This window comes from Oxalobacter paeniformigenes, assembly GCF_027158465.1.
Classification (GTDB): Bacteria; Pseudomonadota; Gammaproteobacteria; order Burkholderiales; family Burkholderiaceae_D; genus Oxalobacter; species Oxalobacter paeniformigenes.
In genome coordinates this window covers 406,900-427,762 of the sequence record NZ_JAMKYL010000001.1, presented here as the reverse complement: position 1 = coordinate 427,762, position 20,863 = coordinate 406,900, and the positions used below count along the sequence as shown (strand labels likewise).

Genomic DNA, 20,863 nt, shown 5'->3' with positions numbered 1-20,863 from the left:
TATGTGTTTAAATGTTAAAAAAGTGTCCATTCATGCAGGGACACGGTACACTTCGCAGACCGGTCCGTACATCCGGACGCCAACCTGACCGCCCACGCGCCAGACGCGGGGCATCCGATACATGGAAAAGAAACCGGACATCCTTGCCAGACTGCTCCTTTTCCTGCTGGCCTTTCTGTTCGCCGGCTCTTTCGCCGTCGCCCAGGAAAACGCAAACCGCGCGGCACACACCATCCGCGCCGGTTTCCCCGTCATCGCCGGTTTCGGACACATCAACGAAGACGGGACATACAGCGGCTACAACTACGACTATCTCCAGAAACTCGCCCAGCATACCGGCTGGAAATACGAATTCGTTCCCTGCACCTGGGACGAATGCATCCGGATGCTCGACAACGGCGAGATCGACCTGCTGGGCGGTATCCAGCGTACACCGGCACGCGAAAAACAGTTCCGTTTCGCCGAACTGGAATCTTTCCTCAACTACAACGTCCTGCTGGCACGCGACGGCGACCAGCGCTTTCAGGACAAAAACCTGGACGAACTCGGTACGCTCACCGTCGGTGCCCTCAAAGGCCGCTATGAAACCGTCCTGTTCCGCAAATACGCGCGCCGCTACCATATCCGCTACCGCCTGATCACTTATGATTCTCCTGCCGACATGCAGCGTGCCATGGAAAACGGCGATATCGACATTCTGCTCAGCAGCTCCATCAGCAAGGTCAACGGCATGCGCATTCTGGCGACTTTCGCGCCGTCCCCATTGTTTTACGCCGTCAGAAAAGACAACAAGAAACTGCTCGACGAACTGGATATGGCGCAATCCATTCTCAAAAGCCATGATCCTTTCTTCGACTTCCGGCTCTACGAAAAGCACTACGGCTTCAACGAAACCAACTTGCCGACTTTGACCCGTGCCGAGCGCGATGCCCTGAAAAAAAATCCCGTACTGCGCGTCGGCTGTATCGAGGGCTGGCGCCCGTTTTCATACAGCGGGCATGAAGGCATCGTCACCGACATGCTCTCCTACATCGCCAGCAATACCGGTATCGACATCCAGTACATCGATCTTCCCTCGCATGAAGCGGCCTACCAGAAACTGCAAGACGGCGAAATCGACGCAGTGGGCTTCGCCGAAACCGACAGCAGCGTGATCACCCTGCGCAACCTCAAGCCCACGACCGCTTTCCTTCAGGTCCCCGTCGTACGCGTCGCCATGGCCGGAAGAGCCGCCTCGACCCCGATCGACCGTGTCGCCCTCACCCACTACGCCAACGACCACCTGCTCGATGAACTGCGCAAGCAACACCCCAACATCGAGATCGTATACAAGGATTCGCCACACCAGATATTCGATGCGCTCATCTCCGGTGAAATCGACGCCGGCTACGTCAACGTATACAGTGCAAACGCCCTCATGTCATGGCCGGAATACTCGTCGCTGGCGGTGAGCGAAACCGCGCCCCATACCGCGGAATTTTCCGTCGTGTTCGCTCCCGGCATCAACACGCAAATCATCAGCGTCTTCAACAAATACATCCGCCAGCTGCGCAACTACAAGCTGCACGAATTCACCATCACGCACATCGCCCGGCAACCCAAACGCAACCTGTTCACCCTCATCCGCGAACGGCCGGCGCTCGCCTTCTACGGATTCGCCTGTATCCTCATCCTGACCGTCGGATTCTTCACCAGCCTCATCATCATCCGGAACCGCGCCCACAGACGGATCACCGACCTGCTCTTTTTCGACCAGCTCACCGGCCTGCCCAACCTCGTGCGCTTTTCGCAGGACGCGACCCGCCTGCTCCAGCATCCGGTATCCGGCAAGCAATACAGCCTCGTCTATATCAACATCAACAACTTCAAATACATCAACGACATCCACGACTTCAGCAAAGGCAACGACCTGTTGCGCACCGTCGCCGGACGGCTCAAGACCTTCATCCATCCGGAGCGCGGCGAAATGGTCTGCCGCCAGTCAGCCGACCATTTCATTCTCTTGCTGGCCTCGCCGGATGAAACCGTGCTGCGGAAACGCATCGACGAACTGAACACGGCACTGGCCGGGCTGAACCGTGCCGCCGGCAACTATCACGTCACTTTCAGCTGCGGCATCTACCAGCTCCGGCAGGGCGATACCATCGACGCCGCCATCAACTACGCCCATTACGCCCAGTTCTCCAAGAGCAAGGCCAGCTACAACACCTACACATGGTTCGACAACCAGACCATCGCCCACATCCGCGACAACCGCCGCATCGAACAGGAAATGAACCAGGCGCTGGCCAACGGGCAATTCGTCCCCTACTTCCAGCCAAAGGTCGACATGAAAACCGGCGCCATCGTCGGTGCCGAAGCGCTGGCACGCTGGATCACCCCCGAACACGGCATCATCTCCCCCGAACGCTTCATCGATTTGTTCGAGAAAAACAACTTCATCATCCGGCTCGACCTGTCCATCTTCGAACAGACCTGCCGCATCCTGAAACAACGGCAGGACGAAGGCAAGGCCGTCATTCCGGTATCGTGCAACTTCTCGCACAACCACTTCACCGACCTGTCGCTGCCTGCAAAGCTCACCGAGATCACCAGACGCTACGGCATCACCCCCGCCCTGCTCGACATCGAAATCACGGAAACCAGCGTCATCAACGACATCGATACCGTCATCGAAGCCACACGGCAACTGCGTCACAGCGGCTTCAAAATCTCGCTGGACGACTTCGGCGTCGGCTATTCATCCGTCAACCTGCTTTGCCAGATCGATGTGGACACCATCAAGATCGACAAAAGTTTTCTGGAACACGCCTCGATACTGCCCTGCAAGCGCAACCTGATCGAGGGTATCGTCGCCATCGCCGACAGTCTGGGCATCGACATCCTGTGCGAAGGCGTGGAAACCCAGCAACAAATCGACTTCCTGACCCGTGCAGGCTGCACGCTTGCGCAAGGCTATTACTACGGACGTCCCGTCCCGTTCGACGAATTCGCGCGCCTGTGACCCCTGTTTGCCGCCATCCGCGTTTTTTTCGGCAAACCTCATGCACAACGCGCCATGACATGGCATCATAACCCACATACCGACACACACAGACCGACACCATGGCACGCCAACCGACATCCCATCGCAACCGTCCGTCCAGACAACCGGCATCATCCGCCCTTGCCAAAAAACACCCGTCGCGCAACACCGACACCCTGCTGGCCGACATCGCCGCCATCAACGATGCCGCATACGAAACCGGCGCGACCGACAAGGCGCTTGCCTGGTGCCACATCGCGGCACGGCGCAAACTCGACGACACCCGCCGCTGCCTGCTCGACTTCCATACCGCCAACGCCTTCATCTGCCGCCACCGCGAAACGCAAGGCAACGGCAGCGGCACATGGGAACATCCCGACATCGAAAACGCGATAGCCCACCTCAGGAAAGCCATCGCCAACCCGGCATTCCCGCTCCTTGACGAATTGCCGCGCTGTCGCATACTCACCCTGCTGGGCAACCAGTACGGTTACATGGGACACTTCACCGAAGCCCTTGCCTGCTGGAACCGCGCCCTCGCCATCGACAGCCGCTTCGGCATGGCGCTGGGCAACCGCGGCAAAAGCATCGCCGAATACGCCGAACTGCCCGCCATGGCCCCGCAGAAAACGGCATTTCTCAAGGTCGCCTGCGAAAATCTGGCCGACGCCACCGCCGACAATGCCCGCTATTACGGCGACGAACAGGGAAAACAATACTTCCTCGCCGAACGCGAAAAAACCGAAATGACCCTGTTGTCCGACGATGCCGCATTGCCCGACGTCGCGCCCGGCAAGAAAAACGCCAAGACCGGCAAAGACAAACCCTACCGGAAATGGTGTGCCGAAAACACCTTGTGCCTGAATCCGTACAACGACCTCGGCAAAGGCACGGCCGCATCCGGCGACCTGCCCGAATGGACAAACACCGATACCCCGGGCATCGTCACCCCCACCGCGCGCACCCTCTCGCACCTGTACCGCGAATACACCGCCATCCGGCGACTTTGCCACGATGCCATCCATGCCAGGGCATTGCGCGGCGCGGGCAAGAAAAACGCACCCGGAAACCCGTCGTCGCCCCCGTCGCCAGCAGCGATACAAGCCATCGAAACCGTCAAACTCGCCTGCCGCGCCGGCTGGGCGCTCCTGCCGAAAATCGCGCGTCTGGTCAACGACCATTTCGGAGCCAGGCTGCCCGACGGAAAATACACCCTCAAAACCGTCTGGTATACCGGCGGCAACCCCGCCGAAGGACTGGCCGCTCCCTTCGCCGAGTCGACGAACTGGCCCCTGCGCGGTCTGTTCTGGCTTTCCAAATCACTGCCGCCGGAACGGCACCTGAACACTCTCGAACCCGACAGCATCCTCTGGAAAACCGTCGCCACCACACTGGAAACCGGCAGCCTGCGCATCATCGAACACGATGGCGCGACCCCGAACATCGTCGAAGGCACCCTCTCGCGCCGCCAGCTGCAAACCTGCACCCTGGCCATCCTGCGGCTCGCCAGAAACGCGCTCGTCTATCTCACCCTCGCCATCGCGGAAGGCACTCCGGCCAGTTCCGGCAAACATACCCCCGACAGAAACGACACCATAACACCATGAGCCGACCGTACGACATCCTGCTGCTCGACGCCGACAACACCCTCCTCGACTTTTCGCGCAGCGAAAAAAACGCGCTCGACATCACCTTCAGACATTACGGGCTGACCATCACCGACGAAATCCGCGCCCTGTACCACACCATCAACCGCAGTCTGTGGGCCGCTTTCGAGCGGGGAGAAATCTCCAAGGAAACCATCACCGCCACGCGCTTCACCCGTCTTTTCGCCGAAACGGGCTATGCCGTCGACGGCGCCGCCTTCAGCCGCGACTACCAGAAAACCCTCGGCGAAGGATACGACCTCATCGACGGCGCCAAAGCACTCTGCGAGGCGCTCGCCGGAAAATACCGGCTCTATTGCGTCACCAACGGCGTGGCAGTCACCCAGTACAGCCGCCTTGCACGCAGCGGTCTGGACACCTGTTTCGACGGCATCTTCGTCTCGGAAACCATCGGCCACCAGAAACCCGACATCGCCTACTTCCGCGCCGTATTCAACGCCATCCCGCACTTTTCCCCCGACAAAACCCTGATCGTCGGCGACTCGCTCACTTCCGACATCCAGGGCGGCAAAAACGCGGGCATCGCAACCTGCTGGTATAACCCGGGCGGCCAGAAAGCCGCACCGCCCCTTGCACCCGACCACGAAATCCGTACCCTTAACGAACTGCACGCCATCCTGGAAAATCATCGTCCCCTTTGACGGCAACGCAAAACCCGGCTACGATTGCCCGTCCCGCACATGCCGGCCGATGCCGGCGAACATCCAGACACACATGAAACAGCCCGTCTCCATCTCCGACCACATCCGCCGACTGATCGTACTGGGCACTCCCATCATCATCGGCCAGATCGGCATCATCATCCTGGGATTCGCCGACACCATGATGATCGGGCACTACGACACCGAATCGCTGGGCGCCGCCAGCTTCGTCAACAACCTGTTCAGCCTCGTCATCATCGGCAGCACGGGCTTTGCCTACGGACTCACCCCCGTCATCGGCGAACTCGCCGGAACAGGCGACCGTGCAGGTATCGGCGGCAAACTCAAGAACGCGCTTGCCGTCAACGCCGCCACAGGCGTTTTTTTCACCCTCTGCATGGCCATCCTGTACTGCAACCTCGACAAACTCGGCCAGCCCCCCGAGCTCATGCCGCTCATCAGGCCGTACTATCTGACCATACTGGCGTCCCTCGTATTCGTCCTGCTGTTCAACGCCTTCAGGCAATTCGCCGACGGCATCATGGATACCCGCACATCCATGTGGATTCTGCTCGGCGGCAACCTGCTCAATATCGCCGGCAACTGGCTGCTCATCTACGGCGTGGGCGGATTTCCCGAACTGGGCCTGACCGGCGCGGGCATTTCCACACTTTTCTCGCGCATCGTCATGCTGCTCGTTTTCGCCGTCCTCTTCTTCAAACTGCCCCGCTACCGCACCTACCGAGACGGCTTCGCCCGCGCAACCGTCAACCGCACCGACTTTTACCGGCTCAATGCCCTGGGCTGGCCGCTCGCCCTGCAAATGGGTATGGAAACCGCCTCGTTCTCGCTGACCACCATCATGGTCGGCTGGATCGGCACCATCGCCCTGGCCGCCCATCAGGTCATGCTGACCATCAGCACCCTCTTTTTCATGATGTACTACGGCATGGGCGCCGCCACCGCCGTGCAGGTCAGCCATTTCAGGGGACAAAACCGTCCGACGGACGTCCGCCGCGCCGCCTTCACCGGCTTCGGCCTCATCACCGTCATGGCCATCATTTCCAATACCCTGTTCTGGCAGTTCAGACCCCATATCGGCGAATGGTTCACCGACAACCCCGACGTCATCCTCGCACTGGGCGGCCTGTTTCTGCCGATGATGCTCTACCAGTTCGGCGACAGCCTCCAGATCGCCTTCGCCAACGCCCTGCGCGGCATCCTCGACGTCAAAATCATGATGCTGTACTCCTTCATCGCCTACTTCATCATTTCCCTGTCGGCCAGCTACCTCTTCGGCTTCATCATGAACGGCGGCCTGCCCGGTATCTGGATGGCCTTCCCCCTGGGCCTGACCAGCGCCGGCATCATGTTCTGCCTGCGCTTCCTGTACAAGACACGGAAAACCGCATAAAAAACGCGCCGTCAAATGATGGCGCGCCCGGCACGACATCACGACAAATCCCTCAAGGCGTCACGTCATCTTGCTCCGGTTCGTCGAAAAACGCCCGCGCCGTCGCCTCGTCGCGCGTGCGGGCAAAAGGCGGCAGACTTTGCCAGATACGGCGACCATAAGGACGCGACACCAGCCGCGTGTCGCAAATCATCAAAACCCCGCGATCGCCGGCATCGCGTATCAGACGCCCCGCCCCCTGTTTCAGGCTCATGATCGCTTCGGGCAGCTGGAAATCCATAAATCCGTTGCCGCCGTCCTTTTCCAGCGCGCGGATACGTGCCGCCAGCACCGGATCGTCCGGCGGCGCGAACGGCAGCTTGTCCACGACCACCAGCGACAAGGCCTTGCCGCGCACGTCCACCCCTTCCCAGAAACTCTGGCTGCCGACCAGCACCCCGTTGCCCGACTTGCGGAAACGTTCCAGCAAATCCGTCTTGCCGGACTCGCCCTGCACGAACAGCGGAAACGACCATTCCCGTTCCTTGAATTCCGCCCGCAGCCGCGCCGCGATCTGCCCGACCGCCCGCAATGTCGTACACAACACGAACGTGCGTCCGCCCGCCGCCCCGATCAGCGGCAAGGCCGCATCCACTACCGCATCCGAATAATGCGGCGACTGCGGCAACGGCATCTTCTGCGGCACATACAGCAAGGCATTCTCGCCATAATCGAACGGACTCGGCCAGGTTTTCGAAACCGCGTCATCCAACCCCATGCGCGATGAAAAGTAACTGAAATCCTGCCTGATCGCCAACGTCGCCGACGTGAAAATCCATGCACGCGGCGTTCCTTCCCGCTGCTTGCGAAACACATCCGCCACCGACAGCGGCGTCAGATGCAACTGCATCGACAAACCGAAAGTCTCCACCCACAACACATCGTCGGTCTTTTCCTCGCCTTTGGCCAGCGCCAGCCACCGGCGCACAAAGGTCTCCATATCAGCGGTACGCACCTGACACGACGCCAGTACTTCCGAACGCTCCGCCTGCGCCTGCAACACCTCATCCAGCGAAGCCAGCACCCCGATGAACGTCTCCACCGCCGCCATGAACGCATCCTGCTTCGGGATCTGGTGCAAGGCCATCCGGTTCGTCCCTTCCGGCAAGGTCAGGCGCAAATCCTTCACCGCCTTGTCCAGCGCGCCGACCAGCGCCACCCAGTCCGCCCCGTCGCGCGCTTTCGACAAACCCTCCACTTGCGTATCGCGACACAATTCATGAATCCTGGACGTCGAGACGAACTCTCCGAAAAACGTCGTCGCCGTATCCGGCAACTGGTGCGCCTCGTCGAAAATCACCGTATTGGCCGTCGGCAGCAATTCCGCCACCCCCGTATCTTTCAGGACCACATCCGCGAAAAACAGATGATGATTGACCACCACCACATCGGCCTGCTGCGCCGCCTTGCGCGCCTTCATCACGAAGCAGTCCTGATAATGCGGACACTCCGTTCCCTGGCAATTCTCTTTCGTGGAAGTCACCTGATTCCAGATCGCCGCCGTCTCGGGTACCGTCGGCAAATCCGACTTGTCACCCGTTTCCGTCACCTTGGCGAAGCGGACGATCTCGCGCAGATAATAGGTATCGGCCCGCGATTCCATCCGGCCGTATTCCGCCGTGCGCGCCAGATGGAAAGGACAGACATAATTGGCACGCCCCTTGAGCAATGCCACCGTCACCGGCGCGGACAAGGCCTGCCGCACGGTCGGAATGTCGCGGAAAAAAAGCTGGTCCTGCAAATTGCGCGTCCCGGTGGACACGATCACCTTGCCGCCCCACATCAGCGCAGGCACCAGATATGCGAATGTCTTGCCCGTACCCGTTCCCGCCTCGGCGACGAATGTCTCGCAATTGACGATCGCCCGGGCGACCGCTTTTGCCATCTCCAGCTGCATCGGCCTGTCGCCATAGCCCTCGACGACCGAAGCCAGCGGCCCGTCGACAGCCATCAGACGCGCCAGATCCTCCTCATACGCCGCGAGGTTATCCGACCAGACCAGACTGGAAGACGATTCGGCATCCATGCCACACTCCGGAAAACGAACGCCCCACCGGCCCGACACGCCACCAGGACAGACCGGAAAGACAAAAACGCAGAAACGACAATTGAACAGACACGCGGTATTTTACCCCATCGTCCCGATGCCGCCCGTCACAGCCGCTGCACACGGCAACCGTACCGTCTCCCGACCGGGCATACACATCCGCCCGCGAAAACACGGAAAAGCGGCAACAGACAATGCGACAACGAAACGGCGACGCGACCGCCACAACCGCCGGGAAAAACGAAAAGCGTCAACCGCCGATCAGAGCCAGACCGCCAGCGACTTGAGCGTCATCACCGTCGTGATCAGCATGCCGAGCACCCATACCGACAGCGGAATCCAGAAAGTCCCCATGAACTGCCCCGAATACCCCGACTGCTTTTCCTTGTAACGGTAATACAGAAAAAAACCGATCCCGGCGATCAGATACCAGAACATCGACGAATTGTTTGACTGGAGAATGCGGATGATCACCGTCGTGCGTTCCTCGGCCGGCTGCTGTTGCAAATAAAACTGCGACAACTGTGCGATCAGCAGCAACACCGCATTGGCGACCACCACCCATTTGAACTGCAAACGCTTGAGATAAGGAATCAGAAACTTCATAAACACCGCACCCGTTCAACACATCGTGCCATTATAGACGGACGATACGACAAACGCCCGTCCATCCCGTCCGCACAGACCAGCACATACCATCCTGCCCCACCGACCGCGCATCATTCCCGCCCATCCGGCAAAGCCTTCATCGAACAATTCACAGACACACCCTGCCTCGCCAGATACGCGCTGCCCCAGTCATACATCGCCTCGAGAACCGGCATGATACTGCGCCCGAAAGGCGTCAGCGAATACTCCACACGTGGCGGCACCACGGCGAACACCTTGCGGCACACCAGCCCGTCCGCCTCCAGCTCACGCAACTGCTGCGTCAGCATTTTCGGTGTCGCACAAGGCACTTCCTTTCGCAGCTGCGAAAACCGCAAGGTACCGCCCGCCAGTTTCCACAGAATCAGCGACTTGTATTTGCCCCCGATCATGGCGATCGTCGCTTCGACAGGGCAATGTACCGTTTCCGGTATCGCACCGGCGTCCCTTTCAATACCGGACATGGCCATCCTTTCGCGGAAAAACAATAGTATCTTTTTGGGTACTATATACCAAAAAAGTGCATTCTTGCGAAAAAAACACCAAAAGATACAATAACAACACGACAAACGGTACCGGACGCCCCGGCGCGCCGAAAACACCATGGAAAACAAGCGATTCGACATCACCGGTATGACCTGTTCCGCCTGCTCCAGCCGGGTGGACAAAGCCGTTACCGCGCTTGACGGTATCGGAGAAGTCAGTGTCAATCTGCTGAAAAACAGCATGAGCGTGTCATTCGACCCGTCCATCACCGGCACGCAGGCCATCATCGACGCCGTCGAAAAAGCGGGTTACGGCGCGACTCTTCATGCCACAAAACCTGTTGGCGACACCGCAGCCGGCCGGAAAACGAGCGATACTGCCGACACCGAAAAACACGCCATGCAAAAGCGGCTGATCCTTTCGTTGCTTTTTACGGTACCGCTTTTTTATATCAGCATGGGCCACATGGCGGGATTGCCGCTGCCCGGCTTTCTCGCCGGAGCGGAAAACGCCCTCGTTTTCGCCCTCACCCAGTTTTTGCTGACACTGCCCGTCCTCATCGCCAACGGCGCCTGCTTCGCCAAAGGCATCCGCACCCTAATCGCACGCGCGCCGAATATGGATTCCCTCATCGCCATCGGCTCCGGCGCAGCCGTCCTCTCCGGCATCGCCAGCCTCTACGGCATGGCGCACGCACTCGGACACGGCGACACAGCCCGCGCCGCCGTCCTCGCCGGCAATCTCTACTTCGAATCCGCAGCGACCATCCTCACCCTGATCGCACTCGGACGCTACCTCGAAGCCCGCGCCAAAGGCAAAACCTCCGAAGCCATCACCCGGCTGCTCGCTCTCGCTCCCAAAACCGCGCGGCGCATCGACAACGGCACCGAAACCATCATCCCGGCCGAACAAGTCGCCGTCGGCGACATCCTTGCCGTCAAGGCCGGCGATACCGTTCCAGTGGACGGCATCATCACCGAAGGCGCGGGATATCTGGACGAATCCACCCTGACCGGTGAATCCATCCCCGCCGAAAAACAGCCCGGCGACAAGGTAACCGGTGCCACCATCAACCGCAGCGGTCATTTCCTCATGCGAGCCACCCATGTCGGCGACGATACCGCGCTGGCACAGATCATCCGGCTGGTTGACGAAGCCACTTCGTCGAAAGCTCCCGTCGCCCGACTGGCCGACACCGTCAGCGGCTACTTCGTCCCCGTCGTCATCGGGATCGCCATCCTCACCGCCGCCGTCTGGCTATGGCTCGGCCAAAGCGTCGCATTCGCCCTGTCCGCCAGCATCGCCGTACTGGTCATCTCCTGCCCCTGCGCCCTCGGGCTGGCCACACCGACCGCCATCATGGTCGGCGCAGGACGTGGCGCCGCCGCCGGCATCCTCTACAAAACCGCCGAAGCCATCGAAACCACCCAGACCATCACCACCGTCATCCTCGACAAGACCGGCACTGTCACCGAAGGCAAACCCGCCGTCACCGACATCATCCTCACCAGCGACATGGACGAAACCGCCCTGCTTTCCGTCGCCGCCTCGCTGGAAAACCTCTCCGGCCACCCGCTGGGTCAAGCCATCATCGACGAAGCCAAAAAACGCGGCATTGCGTTCTCCCTTGTCACCGGATACACCCAGACGCCCGGACAAGGTATCGGCGGCACGATCGGCGGCAGATACTGCCAAATCGGCAACCGTCGCCTGCCCGACACACTCGGCATCACGACAGGCGAACCGATCGACCACACCGCGCGCACACTGGCCGAACAGGGCAAAACCGTCCTCTACATCACCCGAGGCGACGCCCTGTGCGGCCTCATCGCCGTCGCCGACACCATCCGCCCCACCAGCGCAAGCGCCGTCGCCGAACTCAAAAACATGGGACTGGACACCCTCATGCTCACCGGCGACAACCCCATCACCGCCGAAGCTGTCCGGCGCGCCACCGGCATCGACGACGTACAAGCCGAAGTCCTGCCGCAAGACAAGGAAAACGCCATCCGCGCCCTTCAGGCAAAAGGCAAGCGCGTCGCCATGATCGGCGACGGCATCAACGACGCCCCCGCACTGGCGCGCGCCGACATCGGCATCGCCATCGGTGCAGGCACCGACATCGCCATCGAATCCGCCGACATCGTCCTGATGCGGAGCGATCTGACCGACGCCGTCACCGCCATCCGCCTAAGCCGCGCCGTCATGAAAACCATCCGGCAAAACCTGTTCTGGGCATTCTTCTACAACCTCATCGGTATTCCCGTCGCCGCAGGCATCCTCTACCCTTTCACCGGCATCACCCTGAACCCCATGATCGCCGCGGCCGCCATGAGTTTCAGCTCCGTCACCGTCGTCGCCAACGCATTGCGCCTGCGCTTTTTCCGGCCATCCGCCACCGCCGACATCATGCAATCCGCAACGGACACGCCAGCTGCCGTCAAGATTTTCCGGATACCCCTACCTGCAACCATCGAAAGGAAACACACCATGCAAAAAACCATCGGCATACAAGGCATGAACTGCAACCACTGCGCCGCCTCAGTCGAGAAAGCTCTCAAGGCCATTCCGGGCGTTTCCGCCGTCACCGTCGATCTCGCCGGCAAATCCGCCACCCTGACGGCCCAAGCCAGTGTGACAGACCAGGCACTGACCGGCGCCATCACCGAAGCAGGCTTCGAAGTCACCGGCATCCGCTGAAAAAGGCACACCATGAAAACCGCATCTGCCCCGTCCCGCGCCCTGATCGTCATCGACGTCCAGAACGATTACTTTCCAGGGGGCAAGCTGCCGCTCTGGCAGGCAAACGACACCTTGCGAAACATCCTTTCCGCCATCGAGCGCGCGAAAAAACAGGCCATCCCCATCATCATCGTCCAGCACATCGTTGATCCGGCTCTGGGATTCACCCGCTTCTTCGTCCCCGACACACCCGGCGTACAACTCCATCCTGCGCTGGTCGAAGCCCTGCCCGACGCACCTGTCATCGTCAAACATCATACCGACGCCTTTTTTGGAACCGGTCTTAACGCGCTGCTGGCCGACATGGGTATCCGCGAAGCCCTCTTCTGCGGCATGCAGACCCAAAACTGCGTGGGACTCACCGCCATTTCACACCATGCGGAAAACATCCGTACCGTCATTCTGTCGGACTGCTGCACAGCGGAAACCGAAATGGTTCACCAGCTGGCACTCTACGGATTCGGCGACATCACGACCGTCACCGACAGCATTCACGCCCTCGGCTGATCCGCTACCGGAATCAGCCACCGGCGACACGTTCCTGCCGGTCACCACCGGCAGGAACACGTCAATCCAAACCATGACCAGTCCTTCGGCATGACATAGATACCGTTTTGCCCGATCCACCCCTTTCCTGCCCCATCCATTCCGCCATAACGGACTGCAGAACACCCCCGTCATCCTTCCTTTGCCTGAATCGGCCTGCCCAGAAAAACGCGAAAAATGACCTTTCAAACAAAAAATCAAAAAATGCAAAATTTTTCATTATCTCATCATTTATAGCCAACAAACTGAAAATCCAGGCCAGTTTTATCAAGGATGCACCACCACGGTGCCGCGTGCACCATATCAATGCACATCGGAATAACCTGTTTTTTTGTTTAAAAACAACAAATTAAACAACAAAAAAACAAAGGTGCAACCAAGATATGTTGCATGATTCATGCCAACCGAAAATTCGTTGTTTGTTGGCAACAAAACACTTTCCGGAAAGAAAAAAGTCCGCCACGACACTTGCCGGCTTCCGCCACATATTTCTAAATAAAAACACATGCAGATGCCATGGAAAAGACACCTTCCCTCGACGCCCTGGCATGGTGCATTTCAAAAGCAAAACGAAAAAACGAAAGAGGACGAACATGAAAAAAACACTGATAGCACTGGCTGTACTCGGCGCCTGCACAGGCGCGGCACACGCCCAGACCAACGTCACGATATACGGTCTCGTCGATACCGGCCTCATCAAGGAAAGCGGCTCAGACGTGCGCATGGGCGGCAATGAAGACAGCCGCATCGGCTTTAAGGGAACCGAAGACCTCGGCTCCGGACTGAAAGCCACCTTCCAGCTCGAACGGCGATTCAACCTCAACAACGGCACGCGGATCGCCGGCAACAACGCGCTGGACAAACTTCAGGGCGCCGACAACGGTGAAGACGGCGTCGACTGGCAGGGAGCCGCCAACGTCGGGCTCTCAAGCGACACATGGGGCGCACTCCGGCTCGGCCGCGTCAACGACATCGCCATCGAAAACTTCGGTGCACTCGACCCGTTCATCTATTACGGTGTCGGCTCATCCTTCGGCGCATACAACCTGCTGTACTCCGAAGAACTCGCCAACACCGTCCGCTACGACAGTCCCGCATGGGCAGGCTTCAGCCTCAACCTGAGCTACACCCTCGGCAATGACACTCATCACGGCAACGGCGAAGGCATCTACGGCAACGATACGGGCGGCTATGACGACTACGGCAACGACGGCTTCGGCATCGGCCTGAAATACGATAACGGCCCCCTGATGCTGACTGCCAACTACGAACGCATCGCCGACTCCGACAACTCGCGCCTGTGGGACATCGGTGGCGCATGGACATGGCAAGGCTTCAAGGTTTCCGTCGGCTATCAGGACACCACCGTCGAACGCGCGGCGGCACGCGCCCTGGGCATCGCCGACATGAACATCGACCAGAAAGACTGGCTCGTCGGTCTGCAATACAATACCGGACCGCACACCGTCAAATTCTCGTACAACCGCGGCGAAGTCGAAAGCCACGGCGACTATGACGGCAAAGCCAACAAATACTCGTTAGGCTACACCTACGACATGTCCAAACGGACAAGCCTGTATGCCATGGTCGCCTACACCGACAGCGACAACAACTTCGTCGGTGAAATCTACAACAGCAACCATGTCGCCGACGACTCCGTCACCGGCGTCCAGCTGGGTATTGCCCATCGTTTCTGATCACCCGCCTTCCCTGACCGGGGAAACAGACGCCATCCCCTGTTTCCCCGATTTTCCCCATCCGCTTCCCCATCGCCCCCCCCTGAAAACCGCCTGATTCCGGACAGTCGCACAATATACTGGCACACACCGGCACATCCCGCCGAAATCGGCACTCCATCCGGAGCGTCACGACACGACAGGTCATCAGGACATCACCATTGCCACGGGCGACAGCATCCGAGCCGTCCGCCACAGTCCACACGCGCAAGCGACAAGCACCCGCCATTCCCCACCGTATCACGACATCGCCCCGCCAATAGCATACCCGGTCATACCATCACAGATACAATCAGGACACCCGCCTATCGTGACGGCACCGACATCAGAAGCACCGCCATATCGACGGCACCAAGACACCGCCAGATTCGATAAAATTGACGGAAATCGGCGAACCTCACCCCCTATTTATCGTGGCATCGATACCGAACCGGTCATTCATGCAACCGTTTCGTTGTTACAGAAAGTTACAGAAAAACTTCGAAAACGACCGCATCCATCCCCGACCCGCCGCACTCATGGCAGCGCCAGCACGTTTTTCAACTGTCAAAAAGCGTTAATTTGGTGTCATTGACGTGACAATTGACACGTCAATGACACCAAAAACAGCAATTTGACACCTGAAAGACACCGGCAATACAGGGGAAACCTCACCAGCCTGGGCGAAAGACGGCCAAAAGAAAAAAGGCGATTCCTGACAAAACCACCCGCTTTCCACCACGTCCGACACCCGCCGAAAGAGGCTGCGCCACAGAGAGAAACCGGTGCGCGAAGCCCGGAAAAGGCGCATACATATTGACAACAGGCTGCAAAAGGAACATCCTGTTTTTTAACGAAAAAAAAGACCGCCCCCTGTCAGTCATCCATCAGATATTTCCGGCGGGAACAATACAAAAAAAAGAGAGGACTCCCGTTCGGCGAGTCCTCTCGAAAAAAGAGAATAGATCTGATATCTCAGTCCGATCTTCATGATGCATATTCCATGCCAATTTTTCAGCACTCTTGACCAAGGTCAAAATTCGCCAGCATTTTTCCGCCCCCACCCTTGAGCTGGCACAAAAAATGCAGAATACAGTCCGATCTTTGTTTCTTTTGCAAAGAGCGGTACTGTCAGACATGTTTTCTTCTATGGCAAACCAGAAGGCGTGTTTGCAGAAAAGTATTTCCTTTCTGGAAAGTTAGATTTAGGAGAGTAGATCTATGGCTACACAAGAAAAGTACCCAAATCGGTGGGTGCAGCTAGCTCTTGGTATCATCTGTATGGCAACGATCGCGAACTGCCAGTATGGCTGGACGTTGTTCGTTGCGCCGATTGAAGACAAATATCACTGGGCCCGTACGGCCATTCAGTTGTCGTTCACCATCTTCCTGTTCTTTGAAACCTGGCTGGTTCCTCTGGAAGGATGGGGCGTCGATAAATTCGGTCCGCGTCCGGTCATTATCTTCGGTGCTATTCTGAGTACCATCGGCTGGATTCTCTGTTCCTACGCTTCCAACCTGGGCTTCCTGTATTTCGCACAGGTTCTGACGGGTGCTGGCGCCGGTGCTGTTTACGGTACCTGTTCCGGTAACTCCCTGAAATGGTTCCCGGACAAACGTGGTCTGGCTGCCGGTGCAACCGCTGCCGGTTTCGGTGCTGGTGCTGCAGTTACCGTTATTCCGGTTGCAAACATGATCAACAGCTCCGGCTATGAACAGGCATTCTTCGTCTTCGGTATCATCCAGGGCGTTATCATTACCGCTTGCGCACTGTTCATGCCTCGTGCAAAACTGCCACCGGGAACGAAAGCCATTCCGAAGGTCATTTCTTCCAAGAAGAACTATTCCCAGACCCAGATGCTGCGCGAACCTCTGTTCTGGCTCATCTACATCTGCTTCGTCGGTGTTGCTTCCGGCGGTATTATGGCAACGGCATCCTTCGGCCCGGTTTCCCGCGACTACGGTCTCGACAAGATCCCGGTCACCTGCCTGGGCGTTACCCTGCCACTGTTGACGATGGCAATGTCTATCGACAATATCTGTAACGGTGCAACCCGTCCTATCATGGGTTACCTCTCCGACCACTTCGGCCGTGAAAACCTGATGCTCGTCGTCTTCGGCGGTGAAGCTCTGGCTCTGCTGGGTCTGGTCTTCTGGGGTCGTCAGCCACTCGGCTTCATGTTCTTCGCTGCTATGACGTTCGCATGCTGGGGTGAAATCTTCTCGCTGTTCCCATCCATGTGTGCCGACACGTTCGGTTCGAAGTTCGCAGCCGGTAACGCTGGTACGCTGTACACCGCAAAAGGTACTTCTTCCCTGCTCGTTCCGCTGGCTGCCGGTCTGGCTAAAGGCGGTAACTGGAACCGTACCTTCATTCTGTCGGCATGTATCGCTGCCACCTGCTCGCTGTTGTCGTTCTTCGTCCTGAAACCATGGCGCAGACGCTTCATCGAAAACAACAACAAGGAAATCGAAGCTCAGGAAGCAGCAGCTGCCGCAGCAGCCAAGTAATCCTCTGACGGAGACGGGAAACCACTTTCCCGCTCCCAAAAACTTCAAAACGGCAATACAAACGTATTGCCGTTTTTTTTGTTCCTGCCCCGCCAGTCCGCTCCATACCGCCAAGGCACACCCCGCATCAGCCCTTTTCCTCTTTCCGCAAAAAGCCTTTGTAAAAAAAGAACCTTTGCATCACAGGAAATCCAAAACATATGGTAAAATATCAATTATGCATATCACAACATATTTCATCCTATCGAAAACAGAGTCCCACCGATACAGGCATCGCTCCATCATACTGGACAACCTGACCTGTCTGGCTGCAACCTGCTTCCGGTAATCCATAAGGAACGCTCAGGACATGACAGCATTTCCCAGCCGTCGTAACGGTTTATACAGTATGGATGACCCTCACGATCACGACTATTTCCATTTTCTGGCTGATCTGACAGACGCCGTGATGGCCGTTCGTGACATTCCGCATCTGGCCAGCGAAACCGCCGATTATCTGCATGCATTCTTCGGACTCGACTACATCAGCCTGGAAATATACGATCCGGAAGCGATCCGGCTCAATACCCATTCCGTCACGTATGACCGGCAAAATCACCGCTCATACAGCAACGTCAGTAAATCATTGCATGCCTCGACGCTGGGAAAAGCGCTGCAAAACCATGAAACCATCCTGTTCAACCGTCAGGTCATGGTTGAAAACACGGGCAAATACCCTTTTATCGATGCACTGCTCCAGCAGGGACTTCAGGTATTGCTTCATATTCCGCTGGTCGCCAACGGCATTTTGCTCGGATCGCTGGCGATCGGCAGTTTCCGGCATTCGCGCTTTTCGCCGGACATCATGGAACTGCTCGCCCGCGTCGCCCTGCGGCTTTCCGGCGCGCTGGACGTCATCCAGTCCAGAAACGGCGGTGATTTGTCCGGACACGGCAATCCCATGACGGATGAAAACGTCCTTTCCGGAAACGGTCACCCCAGTGCCTTGCATGATGTCATCGGCGACAGCCCGGCGATCCATGCCATTCTCAAGCAGATCGAAATCGTCGCATCCAGCAACGCGACCGTCCTGCTTCAGGGAGAAACCGGTACCGGCAAGGGACTGGTCGCCCAGACCATCCACAACATGTCCGACCGTCGTGACCGCGAAATGATCAAGATGAATTGCACGGCCATTCCGTCCGAACTGATGGAAAGCGAATTGTTCGGTCATGAAAAAGGCGCGTTTACCGGCGCGATGAACCGGCGCATCGGGCATTTCGAACTGGCCGACAAAAGCACCCTGTTCCTCGATGAAATCGGCGACATGCCGCTCGACTTGCAACCGAAACTGCTAAGCGTCCTTCAGGAACACCAGATCCGCCGTTTGGGCAGTACCGGCGTCATTCCCGTCGATGTCCGCTGTATCGCCGCGACGAACTGCAATCTGGCACGCAAGGTCGAGGACAAGACTTTCCGCAGCGACCTTTTTTACCGTCTCAACGTCTTTCCGATCACGATTCCGCCGCTTCGCGAACGGGCCGGAGACATTCCGCTTCTGGCCAAATTCTTCGTGCGCAAATACGCCGGCCAGATGAAACGTCACATCACGACGATCCCCCGCGAAACCCTGGCCATGATGACCCGCCTGCCATGGCCCGGCAATATCCGCGAACTCGAAAACGTCATGGAACGCGCCGTCATTCTCACCGGCGACAGCCCGGTACTGAACCTCACGCCGGAGACGCTGCTCAACTTCACCACGTCATCCATGCCATCGGCGATCTGCGTCACGGAACCCCCACCGGCTCCCGCAGCGCCTGCCGTACCGCCGACAGACCGCGATGCCATCATCGCCGCCCTTCGCGCCACCGGCGGACAGATCGGCGGAAAATCCGGTGCGGCCGCGATGCTCGGACTGAAACGCACCACCCTGCTGGCACGGCTGAAAAAACTCGGCATCGACGCGGACGCTTTCCGTGACAAGCCCGATACCGAACCGGCCATCGCCGGCTGAAAATCCTCCCTTGCCGACGGCCTCCGTTCCCGGAAAACACACTTTCGCCCGCGGATACAAACGGTTTGCCGTCAGCATGCGGTACGGTATGTCACGTGCCCCGCACTTTCCCTTATACTGACGGTATTGCCATCCGGAAAAGAAGGAAACAGTATGAGCCGCACTATCCGTGTCATGGAAAACCGTGAACTGGGAAAAGGTTTCGATGCACGTGCCGCCATCGCCGAGGCATCCCGCTGCCTGCTCTGCCATGATGCACCATGCAGCCGCGCTTGCCCCGCCGGTACGGATCCCGCCCGATTCATCCGCTCCCTGCGTCTCGGAAACATCAAAGGCGCAGCGGAAACCATCCGCGAAAACAACCCGCTGGGCGCAAGCTGTTCCCGCATCTGTCCCGCCAACGAGCTGTGCGAAGGTGCCTGCATCCGTGCCCGACTCGATGAACCCGTCAAAATCGCCAAACTCCAGCGATTCATCACCGATGAAGAACGACGTCTGGACATGCACATCCTGACCGGCGCCGACACCAACGGAAAAAAAGTCGCCTGCATCGGTGCAGGCCCCGCTTCGCTGGCCTGTGCCGTCACCCTCGCGCGCGAAGGCTGTCATGTTGACATCATGGAAGCCGCCGGACATCCGGGCGGCATGCTCTCGCTGGGCATCCCGCCTTTCCGGCTCCCGCAGGAAATCGTCGATTTCGACCTCTCCCGTCTGGACGATCTCGACATCTCCTTCTTTTGCGACACACCGATCTCCAGCCAGGACATCGACAACCTGCTGACCCGATACGACGCCGTTTTCGTCGGCACCGGCCTGTGGAAACCCAAAACCCTCGATTTGCCCGGCAAGGAACTCGACGGCGTCTGCCACGCATTAAACTGGCTCAAAACCGCACGACTCGAAAAACCGTCCGAAGCAGGCAACCGGATCGTCATCATCGGCGACGGCGACGTAGCCATGGACTGCGCCACCACCGCCGCCGCCCTCCTGGCCGCCAACGTCAAACTCGTCTATTGCCGCCCCATCGCCTTCGCATCGGCCAACATGGCCGAAACATTGCTGGCCGTCAACATGGGCATTCCGGTACTGGCCGAATTTTTCCCCAAGGCCATCCGTGGTGAAAACGGCAAAGTCACCGCCATCGACTTCACCGGTGCCGACGGCATCTCGCACATGACGCTGGCCGCCGACAAAATCATTCTCGCCGTCGGTCAGGAACAACAGCCAGACATCGCCAGCCTGCCCGTCCACCCGCGCCTGTTCGCGGGCGGCGACAGAACCAACGGCGGCGCCACCGTCGTCGCGGCGATCGCATCCGGCAAACGCGCGGCAGCCGCCATACTGGAAGCCATCGGCGAAACACCCCTGGCGGAAACCCGACTTTGA

At 58.5% G+C, this 20,863-nt stretch carries 13 protein-coding genes; 10 read left to right on the top strand and 3 right to left on the bottom strand.

The window, feature by feature from the left end:
• Positions 1-121: 121 nt before the first annotated feature.
• The 4 genes from NAI64_RS01945 to NAI64_RS01930 all read left to right on the top strand — a co-directional run bounded on the left by NAI64_RS01945 (position 122) and on the right by NAI64_RS01930 (position 6,747).
• The gene (locus NAI64_RS01945; protein WP_269297243.1) at positions 122-3,004 is read left to right on the top strand and encodes an EAL domain-containing protein; all 2,883 of its coding nucleotides are present in this window, start codon (positions 122-124) and stop codon (positions 3,002-3,004) included.
• A gap of 101 nt (positions 3,005-3,105) precedes the next feature.
• Positions 3,106-4,632: an LA2681 family HEPN domain-containing protein gene (locus NAI64_RS01940; RefSeq protein WP_269297241.1), complete on the top strand. Its 1,527-nt coding sequence runs from the start codon at positions 3,106-3,108 to the stop codon at positions 4,630-4,632.
• Positions 4,629-5,333, top strand: a complete 705-nt coding sequence (locus tag NAI64_RS01935) for a YjjG family noncanonical pyrimidine nucleotidase (RefSeq protein WP_269297239.1) — start codon at positions 4,629-4,631, stop codon at positions 5,331-5,333. Before NAI64_RS01940 ends, NAI64_RS01935 begins: the two co-directional genes overlap by 4 nt.
• A 73-nt stretch (positions 5,334-5,406) precedes the next feature.
• Positions 5,407-6,747, top strand: a complete 1,341-nt coding sequence (locus NAI64_RS01930; RefSeq protein ID WP_269297237.1) for an MATE family efflux transporter — start codon at positions 5,407-5,409, stop codon at positions 6,745-6,747.
• 52 nt (positions 6,748-6,799) lie between these two features.
• Here NAI64_RS01930 and NAI64_RS01925 read toward each other — a convergent pair whose 3' ends face one another.
• From NAI64_RS01925 to NAI64_RS01915, 3 genes are all read right to left on the bottom strand, one after another.
• A complete protein-coding gene (locus NAI64_RS01925) occupies positions 6,800-8,812 on the bottom strand; it encodes an ATP-dependent DNA helicase (RefSeq protein ID WP_269297235.1) in 2,013 nt (670 codons plus the stop codon).
• Positions 8,813-9,094: 282 nt separating this feature from the next.
• Complete coding sequence (locus NAI64_RS01920; protein ID WP_269297233.1) at positions 9,095-9,439, bottom strand: hypothetical protein; 345 nt, start codon at positions 9,437-9,439, stop codon at positions 9,095-9,097.
• Between the two features lie 113 nt (positions 9,440-9,552).
• Positions 9,553-9,945, bottom strand: a complete 393-nt coding sequence (locus tag NAI64_RS01915) for a winged helix-turn-helix transcriptional regulator (protein WP_269297231.1) — start codon at positions 9,943-9,945, stop codon at positions 9,553-9,555.
• 139 nt (positions 9,946-10,084) lie between these two features.
• Between NAI64_RS01915 and NAI64_RS01910 the strand changes: the two genes are divergently transcribed.
• The 6 genes from NAI64_RS01910 to NAI64_RS01885 all read left to right on the top strand — a co-directional run bounded on the left by NAI64_RS01910 (position 10,085) and on the right by NAI64_RS01885 (position 20,863).
• Positions 10,085-12,667 (top strand): heavy metal translocating P-type ATPase, encoded by a 2,583-nt coding sequence (locus NAI64_RS01910; protein WP_269297229.1) that lies wholly within the window; start codon positions 10,085-10,087, stop codon positions 12,665-12,667.
• A gap of 12 nt (positions 12,668-12,679) precedes the next feature.
• The gene (locus NAI64_RS01905) at positions 12,680-13,216 is read left to right on the top strand and encodes a cysteine hydrolase family protein (RefSeq protein ID WP_269297227.1); all 537 of its coding nucleotides are present in this window, start codon (positions 12,680-12,682) and stop codon (positions 13,214-13,216) included.
• 632 nt (positions 13,217-13,848) lie between these two features.
• Positions 13,849-14,952 (top strand): porin, encoded by a 1,104-nt coding sequence (locus NAI64_RS01900; RefSeq protein ID WP_269297225.1) that lies wholly within the window; start codon positions 13,849-13,851, stop codon positions 14,950-14,952.
• Positions 14,953-16,191: 1,239 nt separating this feature from the next.
• A complete protein-coding gene (gene oxlT, locus NAI64_RS01895) occupies positions 16,192-17,481 on the top strand; it encodes an oxalate/formate MFS antiporter (RefSeq protein ID WP_269297223.1) in 1,290 nt (429 codons plus the stop codon).
• Between the two features lie 388 nt (positions 17,482-17,869).
• The gene (locus NAI64_RS01890; RefSeq protein ID WP_269297221.1) at positions 17,870-19,477 is read left to right on the top strand and encodes a sigma 54-interacting transcriptional regulator; all 1,608 of its coding nucleotides are present in this window, start codon (positions 17,870-17,872) and stop codon (positions 19,475-19,477) included.
• Between the two features lie 153 nt (positions 19,478-19,630).
• Positions 19,631-20,863, top strand: a complete 1,233-nt coding sequence (locus NAI64_RS01885; RefSeq protein WP_269297220.1) for an FAD-dependent oxidoreductase — start codon at positions 19,631-19,633, stop codon at positions 20,861-20,863.

What these genes read in the sequence shown, in the direction of transcription:
- NAI64_RS01945 (WP_269297243.1), top strand. Translation starts at nt 122, where the DNA reads ATGGAAAAGAAACCGGACATCCTTGCCAGACTGCTCCTTTTCCTGCTG.
- NAI64_RS01885 (WP_269297220.1), top strand. Translation starts at nt 19,631, where the DNA reads ATGAGCCGCACTATCCGTGTCATGGAAAACCGTGAACTGGGAAAAGGT.
- NAI64_RS01920 (WP_269297233.1), bottom strand. Translation starts at nt 9,439, where the DNA reads ATGAAGTTTCTGATTCCTTATCTCAAGCGTTTGCAGTTCAAATGGGTG.
- NAI64_RS01930 (WP_269297237.1), top strand. Translation starts at nt 5,407, where the DNA reads ATGAAACAGCCCGTCTCCATCTCCGACCACATCCGCCGACTGATCGTA.
- NAI64_RS01915 (WP_269297231.1), bottom strand. Translation starts at nt 9,945, where the DNA reads ATGTCCGGTATTGAAAGGGACGCCGGTGCGATACCGGAAACGGTACAT.
- oxlT (WP_269297223.1), top strand. Translation starts at nt 16,192, where the DNA reads ATGGCTACACAAGAAAAGTACCCAAATCGGTGGGTGCAGCTAGCTCTT.
- NAI64_RS01905 (WP_269297227.1), top strand. Translation starts at nt 12,680, where the DNA reads ATGAAAACCGCATCTGCCCCGTCCCGCGCCCTGATCGTCATCGACGTC.
- NAI64_RS01935 (WP_269297239.1), top strand. Translation starts at nt 4,629, where the DNA reads ATGAGCCGACCGTACGACATCCTGCTGCTCGACGCCGACAACACCCTC.
- NAI64_RS01925 (WP_269297235.1), bottom strand. Translation starts at nt 8,812, where the DNA reads ATGGATGCCGAATCGTCTTCCAGTCTGGTCTGGTCGGATAACCTCGCG.
- NAI64_RS01940 (WP_269297241.1), top strand. Translation starts at nt 3,106, where the DNA reads ATGGCACGCCAACCGACATCCCATCGCAACCGTCCGTCCAGACAACCG.
- NAI64_RS01900 (WP_269297225.1), top strand. Translation starts at nt 13,849, where the DNA reads ATGAAAAAAACACTGATAGCACTGGCTGTACTCGGCGCCTGCACAGGC.
- NAI64_RS01890 (WP_269297221.1), top strand. Translation starts at nt 17,870, where the DNA reads ATGGATGACCCTCACGATCACGACTATTTCCATTTTCTGGCTGATCTG.
- NAI64_RS01910 (WP_269297229.1), top strand. Translation starts at nt 10,085, where the DNA reads ATGGAAAACAAGCGATTCGACATCACCGGTATGACCTGTTCCGCCTGC.